This is a genomic window from Burkholderia sp. AU45388 (assembly GCF_030481585.1).
GTDB classification, from domain to species: domain Bacteria; phylum Pseudomonadota; class Gammaproteobacteria; order Burkholderiales; family Burkholderiaceae; genus Burkholderia; species Burkholderia sola.
This window is the reverse complement of sequence record NZ_JAUJPV010000019.1, coordinates 108,566-126,158: the sequence shown is the minus strand read 5'-3', so window position 1 is coordinate 126,158 and position 17,593 is coordinate 108,566. Positions and strand designations below refer to the sequence as shown.

The following is a 17,593-nucleotide window of genomic DNA, read 5'->3' as shown; positions in this document are numbered from 1 at the left end:
AGGGCGCGGCGCCATGTCAGCGGTCCTTGCCGCGACCGAGGCGTTTCGCGGCTTCGCCCGCGAGCGCGTCGCGAAACCGCGCGCCGAACGTGCCGGGCAGGGCGCCGTCGGACGGATGACCGCCGGCGGGCGCGTCGGCCGAGGTCGAACCCGCGGTCGCGGTAGCCGCCACCGAACCGGCCGGCAGCGTATGCAGCAGGCGCACGTTGCCCGGCGCGACGCCGAGCACGAGCCAGGTGTCGCCGATCTCGACGATCGTCGCGCTTTCCTTCGCGCCGAGCCCGACGCTCGACACGACCTTCAGCGGGCCGCCGCGTCGCGCGGGCTGGAAGCCGAAGCGGCGCGCGAGCCATGCGCACGCGAATACGAGGCCGATCACGACCGCGAGCCCGACGAGCGTCTGCAGCACCGCGCCGATGCCGAGCGACGGCACGGCCGAGCCGACCGTCACGCTCGACGCGATCGAACCGGCGTGGTTCACCGCGTTCATGTCGGCGGCGCCGGCCGGCGTGCATGCGAGCGACGCGGCAGCGGCGAATGCCGCCGCTGCAATCGCGTTGCACACGCGCCGGCCGGACTTCACGACATTCATCGATTCAGCTTCCGGATACGTTCGGCGGGCGTGATGATGTCGGTCAGGCGAATACCGAACTTGTCGTTGACGACCACGACTTCGCCCTGTGCGATCAGGCAGCCGTTCACGAGCACGTCCATCGGCTCGCCGGCCATGCCGTCGAGCTCGACGACCGACCCTTGCGCGAGCTGCAGCAGGTTGCGGATCGCGATCTTCGTGCGGCCGAGCTCCACGGTCATCTTGACCGGGATGTCGAGGATCATCTCGATGTCGTTGTGCGTCGAGCCCGCCGCGGCCTTCGACAGCGGCTGGAACACGCCGGCGCCCGTCGCACCCGCCTGCACCGGCTGCTCGTTCTGCTCGGCGAGCGCGGCCGCCCAGTCGTCGAGGCCCTGCTCTTCGTCGGCCGCGGCCGGCGCCTTCGCGTCGGCGGCCGACGCCGCGACGGCCGCATCGGCCATCGCCTGCATGTCGTCGTCGGGCGTCTGGTTCAGCTCACTCATATCCACCTTCCTTCATCGAATCGCTCGCGCTGATCATCTTCTGCACGCGCAACGCATATTGACCATTGAAAATTCCGTAGCCGCATTCCATCACCGGCACGCCGTCGACCTTCGCGGTGATCGTGTCCTCGATCTCCAGCGGCAGCACGTCGCCCGCGCGCAGGTTCAGGATTTTCTCGAACGTCGACGAGATCTCGGCGAGATTCGCGGTCAGCTCGACCTCGGCGGCCTGCACCTGCTGCGACAGCACGCGCACCCAGCGGCGGTCGACTTCGAGCGCCTCGCCCTGGATCGGCGAGCTGAGCACGTCGCGGATCGGCTCGACCATCGAGTACGGCATGCAGATGTGCAGCGTGCCGCCCGTCGGCCCGAACTCGATCGAGAACTGCGTGACGATCACGATCTCGTTCGGCGTCGCGACGTTCGCGAACTGCGTGTGCATCTCCGAGCGCACGAATTCGAACTGCAGCGGCCGCACGCTCTTCCACGCGACCGTGTAGTGCTCGAACACGAGGTTCAGCAGCTTGCCGATGATCCGCTGCTCGGTGGCCGTGAAATCGCGGCCCTCGACGCGCGTGTGGAAGCGCCCGTCGCCGCCGAACAGGTTGTCGACGACGAAGAACACGAGGTTCGGGTCGAACACGAACAGCGACGTGCCGCGCAGCGGCTTCACGTGCACCAGGTTCAGGTTCGTCGGGATCGGCAGGTTGCGGGTGAACTCGCTGTACTTCTGCACCTTCACCTGGCTGACGGAGATTTCCGCCGTGCGCCGCATGAAGTTGAAGATGCCGATCCGCAGCAGGCGCGCGAAGCGATCGTTGATGATCTCGAGGCCGGGCATCCGGCCGCGGACGATCCGCTCCTGCGTCGCGATGTTGTAGGGGCGGACGCCCGATGTGTCGCGCTGCTCGTCGACCGAATCGGTTTCGCCCGTGACGCCCTTGAGGAGGGCATCGACCTCCTCCTGGGACATGAACTCCTGGTGACCCATACGCGCTCCTTTTGCGGCCGCGTTACTGGACGACGAACTCGGTGAACAGCACTTCGTCGACCTTCGCGCGCTGGTTGCCCGGCTGGGTCGGCTGCTCGATCAGCTCCCGCAGCTCCGTCGCGAGCGACCGTTTGCCGTCCGGCGTCGCGAGGTCCTCGGGATGCTTGTTCGACAGCGCGAGCAGGATCCGGCTGCGGATTTCCGGCATCCGCGCGGTCAGTTGCTCCTGCGCTTTCGGGTCGGTGAGCTTCAGCGACAGGCCGACGCGCAGGTAGTGCTGCACGCCGTCGTCGGACTGCAGGTTCACGGTCAGCGGGTCGAGCGGGAAGAACACCGGCGCGGCAAGCGGCGCCGGCTCGGCGGGCGCGCTCGCGTGGCCGACGCCTGCCTTGCTCAGGAACACGTACATGCCGCCGGCGGCGGCGGCAGCCGCGCCCACCGCGATGACGGCGATGAGCGCGATGCGCTTGAACTTGCCGGAGGAAGCCGGCTTGTCGGCGGTCGGGGTTGCAGTCGTGGCCATGTGAATGCGTGCGTGATGTCTCGTAGCATGCATTGTTCGGCATCCGGGCCGAGGCCGATGGGCGGAAAAGAGGGGGGAATTGCGGCTATCTCAGCCGATTGTCGGCCGGGTGTCGGCCAGATGTCGGCGCGATGCGGGGCAGGAACGGCGGGGAAACGATCGGGCGGGGGCGCGGCGGAGTGCGGCCTGCGGGGACCGGGGCCGGGGGCCGTCAGGCGAGCGGCGTGGCACGGCGGCCAGCGGCGCCCGCCTGTGCATCCCTCGTCAGATCGGCAGCAGCGACAGCAGCGGCGCGATGAGCACCATCGCGACGCCCGCGATCATCATCGTCAGGCTCGACACGACGCCTTCCTCGCTGCCGATCTCGCGCGCCTTCGCGGTGCCCACGCCGTGGGCGGCCGCGCCGAACAGCGCGCCGCGCGCGAGCCGCGTGCGCATCGGCACGAGCGCGAGCACCAGTTCGCCGAGCAGCATCCCGCAGATGCCGGTCGCGATCACGAAGAGCGCCGTGAGATCCTTCGGCGCGTGGATCTTGTCGGATACGGCGAGCGCGAACGGCGTCGACACCGAGCGCGTCATCAGCGAGCGCTGCAGCTCGGGCGACAGGTGCAGCAGCTTCGCGAGCAGCAGCGATCCGCACACGCCCGCGCCGATCCCGACCGCGACGCCGACCGACAGCGACAGCCAGTGGCGGCGGATCAGGTCGCGATAGTCGTAGATCGGCACCGCGAACGCGATCGTCGCCGGGCCGAGCAGCCACATCAGCCAGCGCGTGTCGCGGAAATAGACCGAATACGGGATGCCGGTCAGCAGCACGAGCAGCACCAGCACGCCGGGCACGAACACGAGCGGCGAGAACAGCAGCGTCTTCTTGTACGCATAGAGCCGCTTCGACGCGAAATACAGCACGATCGTCAGCACGAAGCAGCCGACGGAGATCGCGGTATTCACGCGGTCGGCGGGCAGGTTCGCTAGCGCGGCGAGCATGGGCGGCTCCGGCTCAGTGCGCGACGGCGCTCAGGCGCGCGCGGCGGCGTTCGGCGAACACGCGCTGCACGGCGAGCCGGCGTTCGAGCTTCGCGGCGAGATCGACCGCGACGGCCACCGCGACCATCACGAACGCGGTGCCGGCGAGCATCACCAGCGCGATGCGCCAGCCGTCCTCGCGGAACAGCCCGCCGTACTGCACGGCCGCGACGGCGGCCGGCACGAAGAACAGCAGCATGTCGGACAGCAGCCAGTTCGCGCCGTCCTTCACCCATGCCGGCGCGACGCGGCCCGAGAACAGCAGCACGAGCAGCACGGCAAGGCCGATCACGCCGGACGGAATTGGCAGCCCGACCTTGCGCACGGCCCAATCCACCGCCATCCACAGCACGCCGAGTGCGGCGGCCTGCAGCACGATCCGGCCCGTGTGCGCGAGGCTGCCCGAAGCGGCAGGGCGGGCGGCGGCAGTGGCGGTCGGCTTGTTCATGGCGGGGCTCCCTACGGATGTTTCTGTCAATGGAGCAAGTATAGGGTTTCCCCTAACCATAAATAAAATGACTTGTCTCTATCCTTGTCATTCCAATTCGGAATTCGCTTGCATTCAGCTGCACCAACCTGGGGAGTGATCAATGGAATTGCGCGCGCTGCGGTACTTCGTCGAGGTGGTTCGTCAGCAGAGCTTCACGGCGGCGGCCGACAAGCTGTTCGTCACGCAGCCGACCATCAGCAAGATGGTGAAGGCGCTGGAAGACGAGATCGGGTCGCCGCTGCTGCTGCGCGACGGCCGGCAGATGGTGCTCACCGACGCCGGGCGGATCGTGTTCCAGCGCGGCCAGGACGTGCTCGCCGCGCAGGCGCAGCTGCAATCGGAGCTGAACGATCTCGGCACGCTCGGGCGCGGCGAGCTGACCATCGGCATTCCGCCGCTCGGCGGTTCGCTGTTCACGCCGATCATCGCCGCGTACAAGCAGCGCTACCCGAACATCGAGCTGAAGCTGTTCGAGCAGGGCGCGCGGATGATCGAGGCCGCGCTGACGTCGGGCGAGCTGGAGCTCGGCGGGCTGCTGGAGCCGGTCGATCCCGGCACGTTCGAGCGGCTGCCGATGGTGCGCGCGCCGCTGTGGCTCGTCGCGCCGCGCGAGTCGCGCTGGGAGGATCACGCGGCCGTGCCGCTCGCGGATCTCGCGCGCGAATCGTTCGTGTTCTATGCGGAAAGCCTCGCGCTGCACGACGCGGTGCTCGATGCGTGCCGGCAGGCCGGCTTCACGCCGTCGATCGTGAGCCGCAGCGGCCACTGGGATTTCATGGCCGCGCTCGTGCACGCAGGCGTCGGCATCGCGCTGCTGCCCGAGCCGTATTGCCGGCGGCTCGATGCGGGCCAGTTCACGTGCCGGCCGATCGTCGAGCCGGAAATCACGTGGGCGATCGCGCTCGGCTGGCTGAAGAAGGGCTACCTGTCGCACGCGGCGCGCGCGTGGCTCGACGTCGCGCGGGCGACGCTGCCGCTCGCGCCGAGCGACGATCTGGCGTTCGGGGGATTGCGGGCGAGGGAGTGAGGGCGGGGCCGCCGGGCGACGAAGCGAACGGCGAAACGAAAAGGGCGGCCGTCATGGCCACCCGCCGGATCGTCAATGCCCCATCGCCGGCCCCGCACCCTTCTTCGGCTTCGTGATCCACACGAGCGCCGCGAGCGCGATGAACATCACCGCCGACAGGTGGAAGAAGTCGTTGGTCGCCATCATGAAGCCTTGCTGCGTGACGAGCTGGTTGAGCTGCGCATTGGCCGTCTGCCCGACGATGCCGAGCTGCGCGAGCGCGCCCTGATAGTCGGTCGTGTTCTGCGCGTAGACGCTCACCGATTCCGACAGCCGCGCATGATGGTAGATCGCGTCGTTCTCCCAGAACGTCGAGCTGGCCGCGGTGCCGATCGCGCCGGACAACGTGCGCAGGAAGTTCGACAGCCCCGACGCGCTTGCGAGCCGCTCGTCGGAAATGCTCGACAGCGTGATCGTCGTCATCGGCACGAAGAAGCACGCGACGCCGATGCCCTGCACGAGCCGCGGCAGGATCACGTGGTTGAACGGCACGTCGAGCGTGAACGTCGCGTTCCACAGCGACACGCCCGCGAACACGATGAACGCGAAGCTCGCGACCATCCGCAGGTCGAGCCGGTGCATGTTGCGCCCGATCAGCGGCGACAGCACGAGCGCGAGCAGCCCGACCGGCGCGGTCGCGAGGCCGGCCTTGCCGGCCGTGTAGCCCATCACCGTCTGCAGCCACAGCGGGAAGATCACGACCGAGCCGAAGAACGCCATGAAGCCGAACGAGATGATCAGCGCGCCGAGCGCGAAATTGCGGTCCTTGAAGAGCGTGAGGTCGACCACCGGCTCCTTCTCGGTCGCCTCCCATACGAGCATGAACGCGAGCGACACGACCGCGATCAGCGCGAGCGCGACGATGAACGACGAGTTGAACCAGTCGCGGTCCTTGCCGAGGTCGAGCATCATCTGCAGGCACGACACGCCGATCACGAGCAGCGCGAGGCCGATCGCGTCGATCCGCTGCTTCGACGTCTTCGTCTCGCGGCCGCGCAGCAGGAAGTACGCGCAGGTCGCCGAGAACACGCCGATCGGCAAATTGATGTAGAAAATCCACGGCCACGTGTAGTTGTCGCTGATCCACCCGCCCAGCAACGGCCCGAAGATCGGCGCGACGATCACCGTCATCGCCCATAGGCCGAGCGCGAGCCCGCGTTTCGCGGGCGGGTAGCTGCGCATCAGGATCGTCTGCGACAGCGGCACCATCGGCCCCGACACGAGGCCCTGCAGCAGCCGGAATGCGATCAGCGTCTCGAAGTTGGTCGCCAGGCCGCACAGCGCCGACGCGATCGTGAACGCGAGCACCGACAGCGTGAACAGCCGCACCTCGCCGACCCGGCGCGCAAGCCAGCCGGTGAGCGGCACCGCGATCGCGGACGCGACCGAGTACGACGAAATCACCCACGTGCCTTCGCTCGTCGCGACGCCGAGGCTGCCCGAGATGGTCGGCACCGCGACGTTCGCGATCGACGTGTCGAGCACTTCCATGAAGGTGCCGAGCGCGAGCCCGACCGTCAGCAGGGCGAGCGCGCCGCCGGTCAGCGGCGCCGGTTCGGCGGCGGGGGAGGGGGCGGATGCCGTAGTGGCGGACATCGGAATCTCCTAGATGCGGCGCGCGGGGCGCGCCGGCACAACGCGCGGGCGCGCGACGCAGCGCGGCCCGGCCGGGTGGAATGAAAAAGGGGAAAAGCGGAGCGCGTGCCGCGTCATCTTCTGCCCAGACAGAGAAATAAGCGAATGCTTAACCTAGACATGAAGGCTCCGCGCACATCAGCAGTCGGGTTCGTCGGGCTTCGGGCAGCCGGTCGAAGCGGGCCCGTTGGCGATGAAGCGCTGCAGCAGGGCGGTGAGCGTCGCCAGTTCGTCGGCCGAAAAGCCTTCGAGCTGCGCGTTCAGCACGGTCGCGACTAGCGACGGCAGTGCGCGGGCGGCTTCGATGCCGCGCTCGGTCAGCGACAGCTCGATCATTCGGCGGTCCTGCTCGCTGCGCGCGCGCGCGATCAACCCCTTGCGTTCGAGGCGGTCGAGCATGCGCGTCATCGAGCCGCTGTCGTACGACATCTTGCGCGACAGTTCGAACGGCGTGCGCGCGTAGCCGCGCGACAGCAGCAGGATCACGCCGATCTGCTGCGCGGTGAGGTCGAGCGGCTCGAGCGCGCGATCCATCCGCTCGACGAGCGCCTGCTTCGCCTTCGACAGGTAATAGCCGAGGCTCGTTTCCAGCGCGATGTTCTCGGGATCGTAGAGGCCGCTGGTCATACGATTGCGCGCGCAGCAATAGTGCGTTTCGGGTTTGAACGCGCCCAGTATCTTGAAAAATGATTGCTTAGTCAATATTATTTGAGTCAACCAGTTACGACGTGCATGTTGCACTGCCGGAGACTATGTTCTGACCGATTGGCCCGCACTGCCGGGCACCGAGGATGTTCGCGATGCTGTTCCTGAAAAATGCCGCCGGCGCGCTGCGCCGCAACCTGACCGATACCGCTCATCATGTGTTCTCCGGGCCGCACCGCGGCTGGAAGATCGCGCTGTACGTGACGATGCTGGTCGTGCCTGGCGGCTCGCTCGCGGCGCTCGGGTTCGCATGGTTCGATCATCGCCGGCAGCGCAACGCGAAGGGCGGCGCCCGCCGCACGAGCCAGCCGGCCGCAACCGAGCCGTCGACATGGCGGGCCGCCGCCGAGCCCGCCCCGCTGCCCGCGCGCTGCCACTGACGTCGCACCGCTTCCGCTTTCCGAACGTCCCGCCTGTCCCGCCCGATCGTCGGCCGCGCCACACGCGGCCGGTGTCGTAGCCCGTTCGCACGCCCGTTTTCCCGCAAGCCAGCCGTAATGGCCGGTAAACCGGCCGGCCGCGTCGGTAACACATTCTGTTCGCCGTGCACCGTACCCTTAGGGCTGCGCAGCTTTCCCGCCGTCAGTTACCATTTGTCCGCCAGCGGCATGCCGACCGCATCGCGCGGCGCCGCTCGCCGGCCGTCACGCCCAGACAGGAAAACCACCATGCCGTACGCCCCCCTCCCGCGCGCCGTTCGCCCGCTGAGCGCCGCCGTCGCCCTTGCGACGGCCGTGCTGCTCGCCGGCTGCGCCGTCGGGCCCGACTACCACCGGCCCGACACGTCGATCCCCGCCGCCTTCAAGGAAGCGCCGGCCGGCTGGAAAGTCGCGCAGCCCGCCGATCGCGCCGACCGCGGCGCGTGGTGGGCGGTCTACAACGATCCGCAGCTCGATACGCTGATCGGCAAGCTCAACGCATCGAACCAGACCATCGCGCAATCGGCGGCCGCCTACCGGCAGGCGCGCGCGCTCGTCACCGAGGCGCGCGCCGCGTATTTCCCGACCGTCGGGCTGACCGCATCGGGCTCGCGCGCACGCACGCCACGCACGTCGCTGTCGTCGGGCGCGTCGTCGAATTTCGGCAGCGGGTCGACCGGGTCGATCAACAACAGCTACAGCGTCGGCCTCGACGCCAGCTGGGAACCCGACCTGTGGGGCAAGGTGAGCCGCACCGTCAGCGCGCAGCGCGCCGGCGAAGCGGCGGCCGCGGCCGATCTCGCGAACGCGCGGCTGTCGCAGCAGGCGCTGCTCGCGCAGACCTATTTCCAGCTGCGCACGTCCGATGCGCTGCAAAAGCTGCTCGACGACACCGTGAAGTCGTACGAACAGTCGCTGAAGCTCACGCAGAACCAGTATGCGCAGGGCGTCGCGGCCCGCGCGGACGTGATCCAGGCGCAGACGCAGCTGCAGAGCGCGCAGGCCGCGCAGATCGACAACGGCGTCGCCCGCGCGCAATACGAGCATGCGATCGCGACGCTGATCGGCGAGCCCGCGTCGACCTTCTCGCTGCCGCCGAACCCGCTCGCGGCCGAGCCGCCGATCACGCCGGTCGACGTGCCGTCCGCGATCCTCGAGCGCCGGCCCGACGTCGCGGCGGCCGAGCGCCGCGCGGCGGCCGCGAACGAGCAGATCGGCGTCGCGATCGCCGCGTTCTTCCCCACGCTGACGCTGTCGGCCAGCGGCGGCTTCCAGAGCTCGGTGTGGTCGCAGTTGTTCACGCTGCCGGCACGCTTCTGGACGGTCGGCCCGCAACTCGCGGCCACGCTGTTCGACGCGGGGCTGCGCGCCGCGCAGACCGACGCCGCGCGCGCGACCTACGACCAGGACGTCGCCGCCTATCGCCTCGCGGTGCTCACCGCGTTCCAGGACGTCGAGGACAACCTCGCGTCGCAGCGCATCCTCGCGCAGGAAATCGACGTGCAGCGGCAGGCCGTCGACAGCGCCGAACACGCGCTCGCGATCGTCACGAACCAGTACAAGGCCGGCACGGTCGCGTACCTGAACGTGCTGACCGCGCAAACCACCGCGTTCACCGCGCAGCAGAAGCTCGCGACGATCGCCGGGCAGCGGATGGTGTCGTCGGTCGGGCTCGTGAAGGCGCTCGGCGGCGGCTGGGACGTGTCGGAGATGGCGCGCGAGAACGGCGACATGGCGGCGCCGGCGCCTTTGCCGGCGTCCGGCGCGCCCGCGGCCACCGCACCGTCGGTCGCCGCGCCGCTCGCGCAGAAGTAGGAAGGGAGGCGGGCGACGCGCGCACTCAGCGCTGCGCGTCGCCGAAGATCAGCGAAACCTGGTTGTTGCCGATCGGGTGACCGAGCAGGTTCAGCAGCCCCGCGAGGTTCGCCTGCTGCTCGGGCGCCGCATGCGCGGTCCCGCGGAACGATCCCTGGCCGGGGCCGAAGCTGCCGTGCCCGTCGAGGAACAGCGGCCCCTGCGTCGTCGACAGGTCGAGATCGGCGCCCGCGCCCTTCGCCTGCAATACCGCGCGGTACGAACCGAGCGGCTTCACGCGCGACACGCGCGAACTCATCGAATCGATCGTCACCGTCAACTGGCCGAACGCGTTGTTGCCGATCAGCCGCCAGTCGGTCCAGCCGAGCCGCACGTCGCCCTGCAGGTCGAGCGTGTTGAACGGCGTGCCGAGCCCCGTGAGCAGCGACGCAGGCACGGCCATCGTGCCCGCCGACAGCACCGCGCCGCGCCACGTCGCATCGAGCGTGACCGCATCGGGCATCGCTTCGGTCTGCCGCATGCGCATCTGCACGCGCCCGGTCAGCAGCGGCCAGAAGCGCGTGGTCCATTCGACCCGTCCCGGCAGCAGCGTCGCCGCGCTCTGGTCGGCGCCCGGCGCGAGCATCAGCGTGCCGGAGCCGTGCCACAGCGACCCGTCCGGATCGACCAGATTCACATGGCCGTCGGTCGCCCGGGCGAACTGCGGCGCGATCCACGCGGCCGGCGCGAGCGCGACGAGCGTCACCGCCGTCGCCACACCGCCCGCCAGCGCCCACGGCAACACGGCGACGAGCCGCCTCACCCACGGCCGCATCGGCCGGCCTTCGTTTGCGTCATCCACTGCCGTCATCTATTTCTGGACGGAAGGTTGCATCACGGCCGTCAGGTCCACCTGGCCGTCTTCCTTCAACGCCGTCGCGTGCGCTTCGCCGACCTGCACCTTGAACTGCCGGCGCGCATCGTCGAGCCACTGGGTCCAGGCCGGGAACGACACGTTCTTCATCTGGATCTGCACGCCGTTGCCGACGATCTGCACCTGCGCGCCCTGCAACCCGTGATCGGACAGCGACGCGCTCAGCGCATCCTTCAGCGCGAGACCGGTCGGCGCGACGCCCTGCGCGGCGGCCGTCAGCGATTTCGCCTCGTTCGCCTGCGCGGTCATCTGCGCGAGCTCGTGACGCATCGTCGGCAACGCGCGCTGGATCCGCGCACGGCCCTCCTGCGCGGGCGACCACAGCACCGAATACGCGATCGCGACCGCCAGCACGGCGCCGCCCCAGCCGAGCAGCGTCTTCTCGCGCGGCGAGCGCTCGCCCCAGAACTGGGCCAGCGTCTGGTTCAGTTGTTCGGTTTTCATGAGCGGCTCCGGATCGTCCATTTGCCCGTGTTGCTGTCGACTTCGCCGGACAGTCCGTTACGCGCGAGGCGCTGCGTGAAATCGGGATCGACCTTGACCTCCGGCTTGAAGCCGACGTCGAGCCGCCGGTCGTGATAGTCGAGCGACGCGATGCCGTTCAGCGGCAGCGCGCCCATCGAGCGCGACAAGCCGCTCGACAGCGCGAGGAAATCGTTGGGCGACAGCTCGCCGGCAGCCAGCCGAAGCTGGTCGAGCTGACGCTGCATCTGCGCGGGCGGGTCGAGCACGGTGGTCGTCTTCGGGAAGGCAGACAGCAGCGTCTCGGTGATCTGCGCGGACAGCGCATCGCGCTCGCGCGACAGTTTCCACCAGTGCAGGTTCATCCCGATCACCGCGACGCCGAGCGTCGCCGCGGCCAGCGCGATCGGCACGCGCAGGCGCTTCACCGTCGCGCGGTCGAAGCGCCACGGCTGCGATTCGAACTCGAACTGGCACAGATCGAATTTCTCGGCGAGCGCCCGGCGCGCGAACGTGTCGAACGACAGCGGCGCGGCGCCCGGCAGCAGCGGGCCGTCGGTGCGGCCGACCGACGCGAGCCGCGGCTCCGCGCCCGGTTCGCCGAGCTCGTACAGTTCGACGTCGCCGCCGCCCGCGAGCGCGGCCAGCGTGCCGGCCGCGCGCGACGCGGGCGCCGCGAAACCTTCGCCGAGCGCGCCGCGCGCGACCGCCAGCTCGAGGCGCGGCGCCCCGGCCGCGGCCGGCAGCGCGCCGGCTTCGACGAGCACCGGCTCGACCGCCGTCGCGAGCCCAAGCACCGCGGCGACCGTCGCCGGGCGGGCAGGCGGCTCGATCGCATCCGCGACGAGCGCGGCGGCAGGCTCGCCGTCGGCCGGCGCGGCCGATGCGGCCTCGGCCGATCCACGCGGCGCCGGCAGGCAGCGGGTCGCGGGCACCGCGCTCAGGTGCCGATGGCCGGCCGCGGTGAACGCGTCGCAGATCGCGCGAAACCACGCGCGATCGACGACAGCCAGCACGCGGCGCCCGTCGGGCAGCGGGGCCGGATCGAGCGCGATATGGCAGCCGAGCGGATCCTGGATCAGCTGATCCTCGACGATGTTGGGCAGCGCCTGGCGCAGCTTCGGCCCCTTCAGCGGCGGCACGGTCGCGGCCAGCAGCAGCACGTCGCGCGCGGCGACGATCAGCACCGTGGCGTTCGCGCGCGGCAGCAGCGCGAGCGCGGCGCGGCCCGCGCGCTGCACCTGGCCGGCCTTGTCGACGAGCGCGAACGGCAGCTCGGGCCACTGCCATTCCTGCAACGGCACGGCAGGCTCGCGCGGCGGCAAAGAAACAATCAACGTGCTCACAAGAGCTCCTCTCCCGATTGGCGTCGTTATAGCTGGTCGCGGATGCGCACGACCCGTGTCGAGTGCGTGGTCGGATCACGATACACGAGCGAGGTGCGATCGACCTCCGCGCGTTCGTGCTGGATCCGGCCGTGCACGATGAAATAGCTCGAATTGACGTCGACGAGGCTCGAGTCGATCGTCACGTTCGGCGGCGCGCCGGCGCCGCGCAGCGCGAGCTGCACGTCGCCGACGTTGCGGAAAAACACCGTCTCGCGGCGCGCCACGAGCGCCTGCGCGGACGACACGCTCATTCCCGGTATCAGCGCGGCGATCACTTCGGCCGGCGCGGTGTTCATGTTCACGGGCGTCGTGGTCGGCAGCACGGTGACGAACGGGCGCAGCCGCGCGACCATCTCGGGCGTCACGCCGTCGACGTCGAGCAGGCTGTCGACGCGCGTCATCATCAGCGGCGCGGGCCCGCGGTCGCCGCCGGCCATCCCCGGATCGTCGGTGAAGCCGCTGCCCTGCAGGTCGCCGCTCGTCACCGGCGCGGTCGCGGCATTCGCGGCGGTCCCGCCGCCGCCGGGCAGGTTCGGCATCTGGAACCGCGTGGCCGAATGCAGCAGCCCCGCGCGCACCTGCAGCGCGATACGCTTCGCGAACGCGCTGTCGTAGCCGAGCGTCGTCAGCAGGCGCTGGAACACCTGCATCTGCGTGACGTTCAGCTGCAGCACGCCGGGCGCCGGCGACGACACGAGGTTGCGCAGGTTGAACTTCGCCTGCGCATCCTCGATCGAGCCGGACAGATAGGTGTCTTCGGCGTCGGTGTCGTTCGGCGCGCCAATCCGGCCGAGGAAATCCGACAGCTTCGTCTTCGCGATCGGCACGCCCCAGATCCCGCCGAGATACGTGATGCCGGGCGCCGTGTCGCCTTCCGAGCGCAGGATCATCCGCGTCCAGTCGAGCGCGCCGCGCGCGACCCACTGCGCCTGCGCGATCACGCGCTGGTTCTCGATGCGGCGGATCTGCACTTGCTGGCGCCACAACATCCCCGAGACCAGGATCGCCGACAGCGCGACCACGAGCAACGCGGTGATGATCGCGGCGCCGCGCTGGCGGCGGGCACGCATTCGACGGACAGGGCGCGCACGCATCGTCATTCCCCGACGAGGAAGATGCGCGTGACCGGCACGCGCAGCGACGTGGCGCCGATGCTGACCTGCAGCCCGGTCACCGCGCGCGCCGGCGGCGCGTTGCCGATCTGCGGCACCTTGAGCGCGTCGTTGTTCTGCGCGAGCGCTTCGTCGGCCGTCTGCAGGTTGGTGGTCCAGCCCACGCGCGGCACGTACAGCTTCGCGTCGATCGCGCCGACGCCGCCCATCAGCGCGACCCAGCTCCAGCCTTCGACGCTGCTGTCCTTCAGCAGCGTGCGCAGCCGGTTCGTGTCGTCGATCGGCGGCGACGCATAGCGCACGACGCGCCCGCCGGCGATCCGGTAGCGGACCACCTGCAGCCGCGGCGCGACGCCCGGCACGTCGAGCTCGCGCACGATCTGCAGCGTGTTGCCGGCGACGCCGATCGCCGGCTGGCCGGCCTCGTCGTCGGTCGCGGCGAGCCGCGCGTCGATGCGCATCTGGTCGAACATCTGCGCGAACACCCGCTCGTCTTCCATCGCGGCCGCGACCTTGTCGCGACCGCGCATGATCTGGTCGAGCCCGCGCCACGCGAGGATCGCGACCACCGCGAGAATCGCGATCGCGATCATCAGCTCGATCAGCGTGAAGCCGCGGGCGGGGCGGGCCACGGGGGCGGACGGGCGGCGCATCGGCGCGTCAGAGCGGACGGTTGGTTTCATTCGCGACCACCGTCACCATCTGCGCGAGCACGCCGGCACGGCCGGGCATGCTCACCGAAACCCGCACGCGCCGGAACACCGGGTTCGGCGTGGTGCTCACGCGCTGCGTGCAGACGAGCTGCACGTTGCCTTGCGAGCAGTCGAAACTCTGTTCGCCGACTTCCGGCCACGCATGCGTGAGCCGCAACTGCGCGAGCGCGTTGTCGGCGCTCCAGCCGGCCAGCAGGCGGCGATGCAGGTCGGACGCATTGGTCGCCATCGTGCCGACCGCGCGAATCGACGCGGCGAGCGCGACCGCGATGATCGCGAGCGCGACCAGCACCTCGATCATCGTGAAGCCGCGGGAGGAGGAAACGGGGAAGGGCAGGCGACGACGCATCGTCATTGCACCTCGTAGCGGCCGTTGCCGGTGCCGACGATCGTCGCGCTGCCGGCGGCCGAATGCAGCGTCACGCGCACCGGCGTGTCGATGCTCTCGGTGCCGAACACGACGCGATTCGCGCGCGTGTCCGAGCCCGGGTAATCGATGTCCGCGCCGGTGACGCCGCCGTCCCAGTCGCGCGGGCGCAGCAGGTCGTCGCGCAGCGTGCGCCAGCCGTCGGGCGAGCTCACGTCGAACTGGAAACCGTGCGCGGTCGGCTGCCACGCGATCGGCCGCGCGCGCACCTGCGCTTCGTCGCCGGCCGTCTCGAACAGCAGCGCGAGGCGCTGCGCTTCCTCGCGCAGGTCGGTGCGCGGATTGCGCGTCAACGACAGCGATGCGAGCGACACGAGCAGCCCCGCGATCACGAGCACGACCAGCATTTCGAGCAGCGTGAAGCCGCGCGCGCGACGCCGCGCCGCGCGGGGCTTCACCAAGCCGCCATCGGCACGTGCCGGTACGGACGGCACCGCACCGCGACGCACACGGCAATCGCGGCCGCAGCGGGAGGTCGTGCGAATGGCGAGCATGAAGAACGGAAATGAAACGTCGGGTCGATCAGCGCCGGCCTATTGCCACGAGCCGATGTCGGAGTCGTTGCTTTCGCCGCCTTCCTTGCCGTCGGCGCCGTAACTGAACACGTCGATCTCGCCGTGCACGCCCGGGTTCAGGTACTTGTACCCGTTGCCCCACGGATCGTTCGGCAGGCGCTCGAGATAGCCGCCGTCCTTCCAGTTGTTCGGGATCGGATCGTTGGTCGGCTTCTGGATCAGCGCGTTCAGGCCCTGCTCCTGGGTCGGATAGCGGCCGTTGTCCAGGCGGTACAGCTTGAGCGCCTGCATGATCGTGCCGATGTCCTGCTTCGCGGCGATGCGGCGCGCCTCGTCGGGGCGGCTCATGATCTTCGGCACGATCAGCGCCGCCAGGATCCCGAGGATCGCGACCACCACCATGATCTCGATCAGCGTGAAACCGCGCTGACGACGCACGGCCGCGTTGCGGCGAGTGATCCACGTTTGCATGACTGACTACCTCTTTCCAAAAAATGTCGTCGATTGAGTGACGCACCCGGCGCACCGGACGATTGCCTGACAGCAACCTTCCGGACCGGCGGGCGCGGAGCACGCATTGTAAGGCGCGCATCGCCGAGGGCTTTCACCCAACGCAAATTTCATATACATCCGTACAATAGCGCGCATGAACGCGCTCTCGATCCGGATCCTTTCCCTCGCCCTCTTCGCGGGTTTGTGCGCGACGGCCACCTACTGGGTCGTCACGCTGTCGGCCCGCGAAGCGCCGCTGCCCGCCGCCGCCGCGCGGCCGCCGATCCGCACCGAGGACGCCGCCGCGCTCTTCGGCGGCCAGCTCGACAAGAATCCCGTGCAGGACATCCACCTGTTCGGCATTCTCGCGCTCGACCACGGCGGCGCCGCGATCGTCAGCGTCGGCGGCGAACCGCCGCGCGCCGTGTCGCTCGGCGCGGACGTCACGTCCGGCGCGAAGCTCGCCGAAGTCCGCCCGCGCTCGATCATCATCGACCGCAACGGCGCCCGCGCCGAAATCCAGCTCCCGGCGAACACGCCGTCCCCCGCGATCTACATGCGCTGAACGGTAGCGGCCCGGCAGTCGGAACCGGGCCGCATCGTCACTGCACCATGTTGTTCAGCTCGATGATCGGCAGCATCACGGCCAGCACGATCACGAGCACGATGCCGCCCATCGCGAGAATCAGCAGCGGCTCCAGCAGGCTCGTCAGGAACATCGTGCGGCGCTCGAGTTCGCGCGCTTCGCCTTCTGCCGCGCGATCCAGCATCGTCGTCACGTCGCCCGTCGCCTCGCCCGAGCGAATCAGGTGCACGAGCACCGGCGGAAACGTCTTCACGTTGTTCAGCGCGCGCGACAGCGCGGAGCCTTCGCGCACGCGCACGATCGCGTCGTCGATGTTCGCGCGCATCGCGCGGTTCGACAGCGTCTCGCCGGCCGCCTGCAACGCGCGCAGGATCGGCACGCCGGCCGCGGTGAGAATGCCGAGCGTGCTCGCGAAGCGCACCGTGTTGTAGCCACGCACGAGCTTGCCCGCGAGCGGCGCGGTCAGCACCCAGCGATCGAACGCGAGCCTCGGCCCGGCACGCGACAGCGTCGCCTTCACGAACCACACGACGAGCGCGACCGCGATCAGGATCGCCCACCACCAGTGCCGCACGAATTCCGACAGCGCCATCATCACGACCGTGAGGATCGGCAGCTGCTGCTTCGTGCTCGCGAACACGTTGACGACCTGCGGCACGACGTAGCTCAGCAGGAACGTGACGATGCCAAACGCGATCAGCGTGACGATGCCCGGATACGTGAACGCGAGCAGGATCTTCTGCTTGAGCGCATTGCTCTGCTCGATGTAGTCGGCCAGGCGCGACAGCACGATGCCGAGCTTGCCGGTGTGCTCGCCCGCGGCAACGAGCGCGCGGTAGATCTCCGGAAAATCGCGCGGATGCTGGCCGAGCGCATTCGCGAGCGAATGACCGCCGAGCACTTCCGCGCGGATCGCGGCCATCAGTTCGCGGATGTAGTCGCGCTCGGCTTGCTCGGTCAGCACGCCGAGCGCCTCGTCGAGCGGCAGCCCCGCGATCAGCAGGCTCGCGAGCTGGCGCGTGAGAATCGCCTGTTCGCGCTGCGACAGCTTGCGGCCGAACGCGAGCCGCTGCGAACGCGCGCCGCGCGTCGCGCTGGCGGCCGGCTCGACGACGAGCGGCGTGAGCCCCTGCGTGCGCAGCTGGCCGCGCGCGGCGCGCGCGCTGTCGGCATCGATCACGCCTTTCTGCGCGCGCCCCGCCGAATCGATTGCTTCGAAACGGAATGCCGGCATCGCG

Annotated in this window: 21 protein-coding genes; 4 read left to right on the top strand and 17 right to left on the bottom strand. The window is 69.5% G+C overall.

Annotation, left to right across the window (positions count from 1 at the left end):
- Positions 1–16: 16 nt before the first annotated feature.
- From fliO to QZM72_RS26065, 6 genes are all read right to left on the bottom strand, one after another.
- Positions 17–592, bottom strand: coding sequence for a flagellar biosynthetic protein FliO (fliO, locus tag QZM72_RS26090; RefSeq protein ID WP_301739582.1), 576 nt, complete (start codon positions 590–592; stop codon positions 17–19).
- Positions 589–1,077: a flagellar motor switch protein FliN gene (gene fliN / locus QZM72_RS26085; RefSeq protein ID WP_089466277.1), complete on the bottom strand. Its 489-nt coding sequence runs from the start codon at positions 1,075–1,077 to the stop codon at positions 589–591. Before fliN ends, fliO begins: the two co-directional genes overlap by 4 nt.
- Positions 1,070–2,068, bottom strand: coding sequence for a flagellar motor switch protein FliM (gene fliM, locus QZM72_RS26080; RefSeq protein ID WP_089466278.1), 999 nt, complete (start codon positions 2,066–2,068; stop codon positions 1,070–1,072). The genes fliN and fliM overlap by 8 nt, the downstream gene beginning before the upstream one ends.
- A gap of 22 nt (positions 2,069–2,090) precedes the next feature.
- The gene (gene fliL, locus QZM72_RS26075; RefSeq protein ID WP_089466279.1) at positions 2,091–2,591 is read right to left on the bottom strand and encodes a flagellar basal body-associated protein FliL; all 501 of its coding nucleotides are present in this window, start codon (positions 2,589–2,591) and stop codon (positions 2,091–2,093) included.
- 264 nt (positions 2,592–2,855) lie between these two features.
- The gene (locus QZM72_RS26070) at positions 2,856–3,578 is read right to left on the bottom strand and encodes an LrgB family protein (RefSeq protein ID WP_069618812.1); all 723 of its coding nucleotides are present in this window, start codon (positions 3,576–3,578) and stop codon (positions 2,856–2,858) included.
- A gap of 13 nt (positions 3,579–3,591) precedes the next feature.
- A complete protein-coding gene (locus tag QZM72_RS26065) occupies positions 3,592–4,065 on the bottom strand; it encodes a CidA/LrgA family protein (protein WP_089466280.1) in 474 nt (157 codons plus the stop codon).
- Between the two features lie 142 nt (positions 4,066–4,207).
- On the opposite strand from QZM72_RS26065, the gene QZM72_RS26060 reads away from it, so the two are divergent.
- A complete protein-coding gene (locus QZM72_RS26060; protein WP_089466281.1) occupies positions 4,208–5,134 on the top strand; it encodes a LysR family transcriptional regulator in 927 nt (308 codons plus the stop codon).
- Positions 5,135–5,206: 72 nt separating this feature from the next.
- On the opposite strand, the gene QZM72_RS26055 is transcribed toward QZM72_RS26060, so the two are convergent.
- Together QZM72_RS26055 and QZM72_RS26050 are read right to left on the bottom strand one after the other, a co-directional pair.
- A complete protein-coding gene (locus QZM72_RS26055; RefSeq protein WP_089466282.1) occupies positions 5,207–6,769 on the bottom strand; it encodes a DHA2 family efflux MFS transporter permease subunit in 1,563 nt (520 codons plus the stop codon).
- A gap of 177 nt (positions 6,770–6,946) precedes the next feature.
- Positions 6,947–7,435 (bottom strand): MarR family winged helix-turn-helix transcriptional regulator, encoded by a 489-nt coding sequence (locus QZM72_RS26050; RefSeq protein WP_089466283.1) that lies wholly within the window; start codon positions 7,433–7,435, stop codon positions 6,947–6,949.
- A 173-nt stretch (positions 7,436–7,608) separates the two neighbouring features.
- Here QZM72_RS26050 and QZM72_RS26045 point away from each other — a divergent pair, with 173 nt between their 5' ends.
- Positions 7,609–7,893 (top strand): multidrug ABC transporter ATPase, encoded by a 285-nt coding sequence (locus QZM72_RS26045; protein ID WP_089466436.1) that lies wholly within the window; start codon positions 7,609–7,611, stop codon positions 7,891–7,893.
- Between the two features lie 288 nt (positions 7,894–8,181).
- Positions 8,182–9,747 carry an efflux transporter outer membrane subunit gene (locus QZM72_RS26040; RefSeq protein ID WP_301739581.1) on the top strand — a complete coding sequence of 522 codons (1,566 nt, stop codon included), beginning with the start codon at positions 8,182–8,184 and terminating at the stop codon, positions 9,745–9,747.
- Positions 9,748–9,772: 25 nt separating this feature from the next.
- Here QZM72_RS26040 and QZM72_RS26035 read toward each other — a convergent pair whose 3' ends face one another.
- The 8 genes from QZM72_RS26035 to gspG are packed head-to-tail and all read right to left on the bottom strand — an operon-like array spanning position 9,773 to position 15,748.
- Positions 9,773–10,561, bottom strand: a complete 789-nt coding sequence (locus QZM72_RS26035) for a type II secretion system protein N (protein ID WP_301739597.1) — start codon at positions 10,559–10,561, stop codon at positions 9,773–9,775.
- Between the two features lie 36 nt (positions 10,562–10,597).
- A complete protein-coding gene (gene gspM / locus QZM72_RS26030) occupies positions 10,598–11,104 on the bottom strand; it encodes a type II secretion system protein M (RefSeq protein ID WP_301739580.1) in 507 nt (168 codons plus the stop codon).
- Positions 11,101–12,468 (bottom strand): type II secretion system protein GspL, encoded by a 1,368-nt coding sequence (gene gspL / locus QZM72_RS26025; protein ID WP_301739579.1) that lies wholly within the window; start codon positions 12,466–12,468, stop codon positions 11,101–11,103. The genes gspM and gspL overlap by 4 nt, the downstream gene beginning before the upstream one ends.
- Before the next feature lie 26 nt (positions 12,469–12,494).
- Positions 12,495–13,604, bottom strand: a complete 1,110-nt coding sequence (gspK, locus tag QZM72_RS26020) for a type II secretion system minor pseudopilin GspK (protein WP_089466439.1) — start codon at positions 13,602–13,604, stop codon at positions 12,495–12,497.
- Positions 13,605–13,606: 2 nt separating this feature from the next.
- Positions 13,607–14,305 (bottom strand): type II secretion system protein J, encoded by a 699-nt coding sequence (locus tag QZM72_RS26015; RefSeq protein WP_301739578.1) that lies wholly within the window; start codon positions 14,303–14,305, stop codon positions 13,607–13,609.
- Entirely contained in the window at positions 14,283–14,684 is a 402-nt protein-coding gene (gspI, locus tag QZM72_RS26010; RefSeq protein ID WP_301739596.1) for a type II secretion system minor pseudopilin GspI, read from the bottom strand. Before gspI ends, QZM72_RS26015 begins: the two co-directional genes overlap by 23 nt.
- 2 nt (positions 14,685–14,686) lie before the next feature.
- Positions 14,687–15,256 (bottom strand): GspH/FimT family pseudopilin, encoded by a 570-nt coding sequence (locus QZM72_RS26005; RefSeq protein ID WP_301739577.1) that lies wholly within the window; start codon positions 15,254–15,256, stop codon positions 14,687–14,689.
- 39 nt (positions 15,257–15,295) lie between these two features.
- Positions 15,296–15,748 carry a type II secretion system major pseudopilin GspG gene (gene gspG, locus QZM72_RS26000; RefSeq protein WP_012492990.1) on the bottom strand — a complete coding sequence of 151 codons (453 nt, stop codon included), beginning with the start codon at positions 15,746–15,748 and terminating at the stop codon, positions 15,296–15,298.
- A 175-nt stretch (positions 15,749–15,923) separates the two neighbouring features.
- Here gspG and QZM72_RS25995 point away from each other — a divergent pair, with 175 nt between their 5' ends.
- Positions 15,924–16,334 carry a type II secretion system protein N gene (locus tag QZM72_RS25995; protein WP_301739576.1) on the top strand — a complete coding sequence of 137 codons (411 nt, stop codon included), beginning with the start codon at positions 15,924–15,926 and terminating at the stop codon, positions 16,332–16,334.
- 37 nt (positions 16,335–16,371) lie between these two features.
- Here the strand turns inward: QZM72_RS25995 and gspF are convergent, their stop codons facing one another.
- Positions 16,372–17,589, bottom strand: a complete 1,218-nt coding sequence (gene gspF / locus QZM72_RS25990; protein WP_050015775.1) for a type II secretion system inner membrane protein GspF — start codon at positions 17,587–17,589, stop codon at positions 16,372–16,374.
- Positions 17,590–17,593 lie beyond the last annotated feature (4 nt).

What these genes read in the sequence shown, in the direction of transcription:
- fliO (WP_301739582.1), bottom strand. Translation starts at nt 592, where the DNA reads ATGAATGTCGTGAAGTCCGGCCGGCGCGTGTGCAACGCGATTGCAGCG.
- fliN (WP_089466277.1), bottom strand. Translation starts at nt 1,077, where the DNA reads ATGAGTGAGCTGAACCAGACGCCCGACGACGACATGCAGGCGATGGCC.
- fliM (WP_089466278.1), bottom strand. Translation starts at nt 2,068, where the DNA reads ATGGGTCACCAGGAGTTCATGTCCCAGGAGGAGGTCGATGCCCTCCTC.
- fliL (WP_089466279.1), bottom strand. Translation starts at nt 2,591, where the DNA reads ATGGCCACGACTGCAACCCCGACCGCCGACAAGCCGGCTTCCTCCGGC.
- QZM72_RS26070 (WP_069618812.1), bottom strand. Translation starts at nt 3,578, where the DNA reads ATGCTCGCCGCGCTAGCGAACCTGCCCGCCGACCGCGTGAATACCGCG.
- QZM72_RS26065 (WP_089466280.1), bottom strand. Translation starts at nt 4,065, where the DNA reads ATGAACAAGCCGACCGCCACTGCCGCCGCCCGCCCTGCCGCTTCGGGC.
- QZM72_RS26060 (WP_089466281.1), top strand. Translation starts at nt 4,208, where the DNA reads ATGGAATTGCGCGCGCTGCGGTACTTCGTCGAGGTGGTTCGTCAGCAG.
- QZM72_RS26055 (WP_089466282.1), bottom strand. Translation starts at nt 6,769, where the DNA reads ATGTCCGCCACTACGGCATCCGCCCCCTCCCCCGCCGCCGAACCGGCG.
- QZM72_RS26050 (WP_089466283.1), bottom strand. Translation starts at nt 7,435, where the DNA reads ATGACCAGCGGCCTCTACGATCCCGAGAACATCGCGCTGGAAACGAGC.
- QZM72_RS26045 (WP_089466436.1), top strand. Translation starts at nt 7,609, where the DNA reads ATGCTGTTCCTGAAAAATGCCGCCGGCGCGCTGCGCCGCAACCTGACC.
- QZM72_RS26040 (WP_301739581.1), top strand. Translation starts at nt 8,182, where the DNA reads ATGCCGTACGCCCCCCTCCCGCGCGCCGTTCGCCCGCTGAGCGCCGCC.
- QZM72_RS26035 (WP_301739597.1), bottom strand. Translation starts at nt 10,561, where the DNA reads ATGCGGCCGTGGGTGAGGCGGCTCGTCGCCGTGTTGCCGTGGGCGCTG.
- gspM (WP_301739580.1), bottom strand. Translation starts at nt 11,104, where the DNA reads ATGAAAACCGAACAACTGAACCAGACGCTGGCCCAGTTCTGGGGCGAG.
- gspK (WP_089466439.1), bottom strand. Translation starts at nt 13,604, where the DNA reads ATGCGTGCGCGCCCTGTCCGTCGAATGCGTGCCCGCCGCCAGCGCGGC.
- QZM72_RS26015 (WP_301739578.1), bottom strand. Translation starts at nt 14,305, where the DNA reads ATGAAACCAACCGTCCGCTCTGACGCGCCGATGCGCCGCCCGTCCGCC.
- gspI (WP_301739596.1), bottom strand. Translation starts at nt 14,684, where the DNA reads ATGCGTCGTCGCCTGCCCTTCCCCGTTTCCTCCTCCCGCGGCTTCACG.
- QZM72_RS26005 (WP_301739577.1), bottom strand. Translation starts at nt 15,256, where the DNA reads ATGCTCGCCATTCGCACGACCTCCCGCTGCGGCCGCGATTGCCGTGTG.
- gspG (WP_012492990.1), bottom strand. Translation starts at nt 15,748, where the DNA reads ATGCAAACGTGGATCACTCGCCGCAACGCGGCCGTGCGTCGTCAGCGC.
- QZM72_RS25995 (WP_301739576.1), top strand. Translation starts at nt 15,924, where the DNA reads ATGAACGCGCTCTCGATCCGGATCCTTTCCCTCGCCCTCTTCGCGGGT.
- gspF (WP_050015775.1), bottom strand. Translation starts at nt 17,589, where the DNA reads ATGCCGGCATTCCGTTTCGAAGCAATCGATTCGGCGGGGCGCGCGCAG.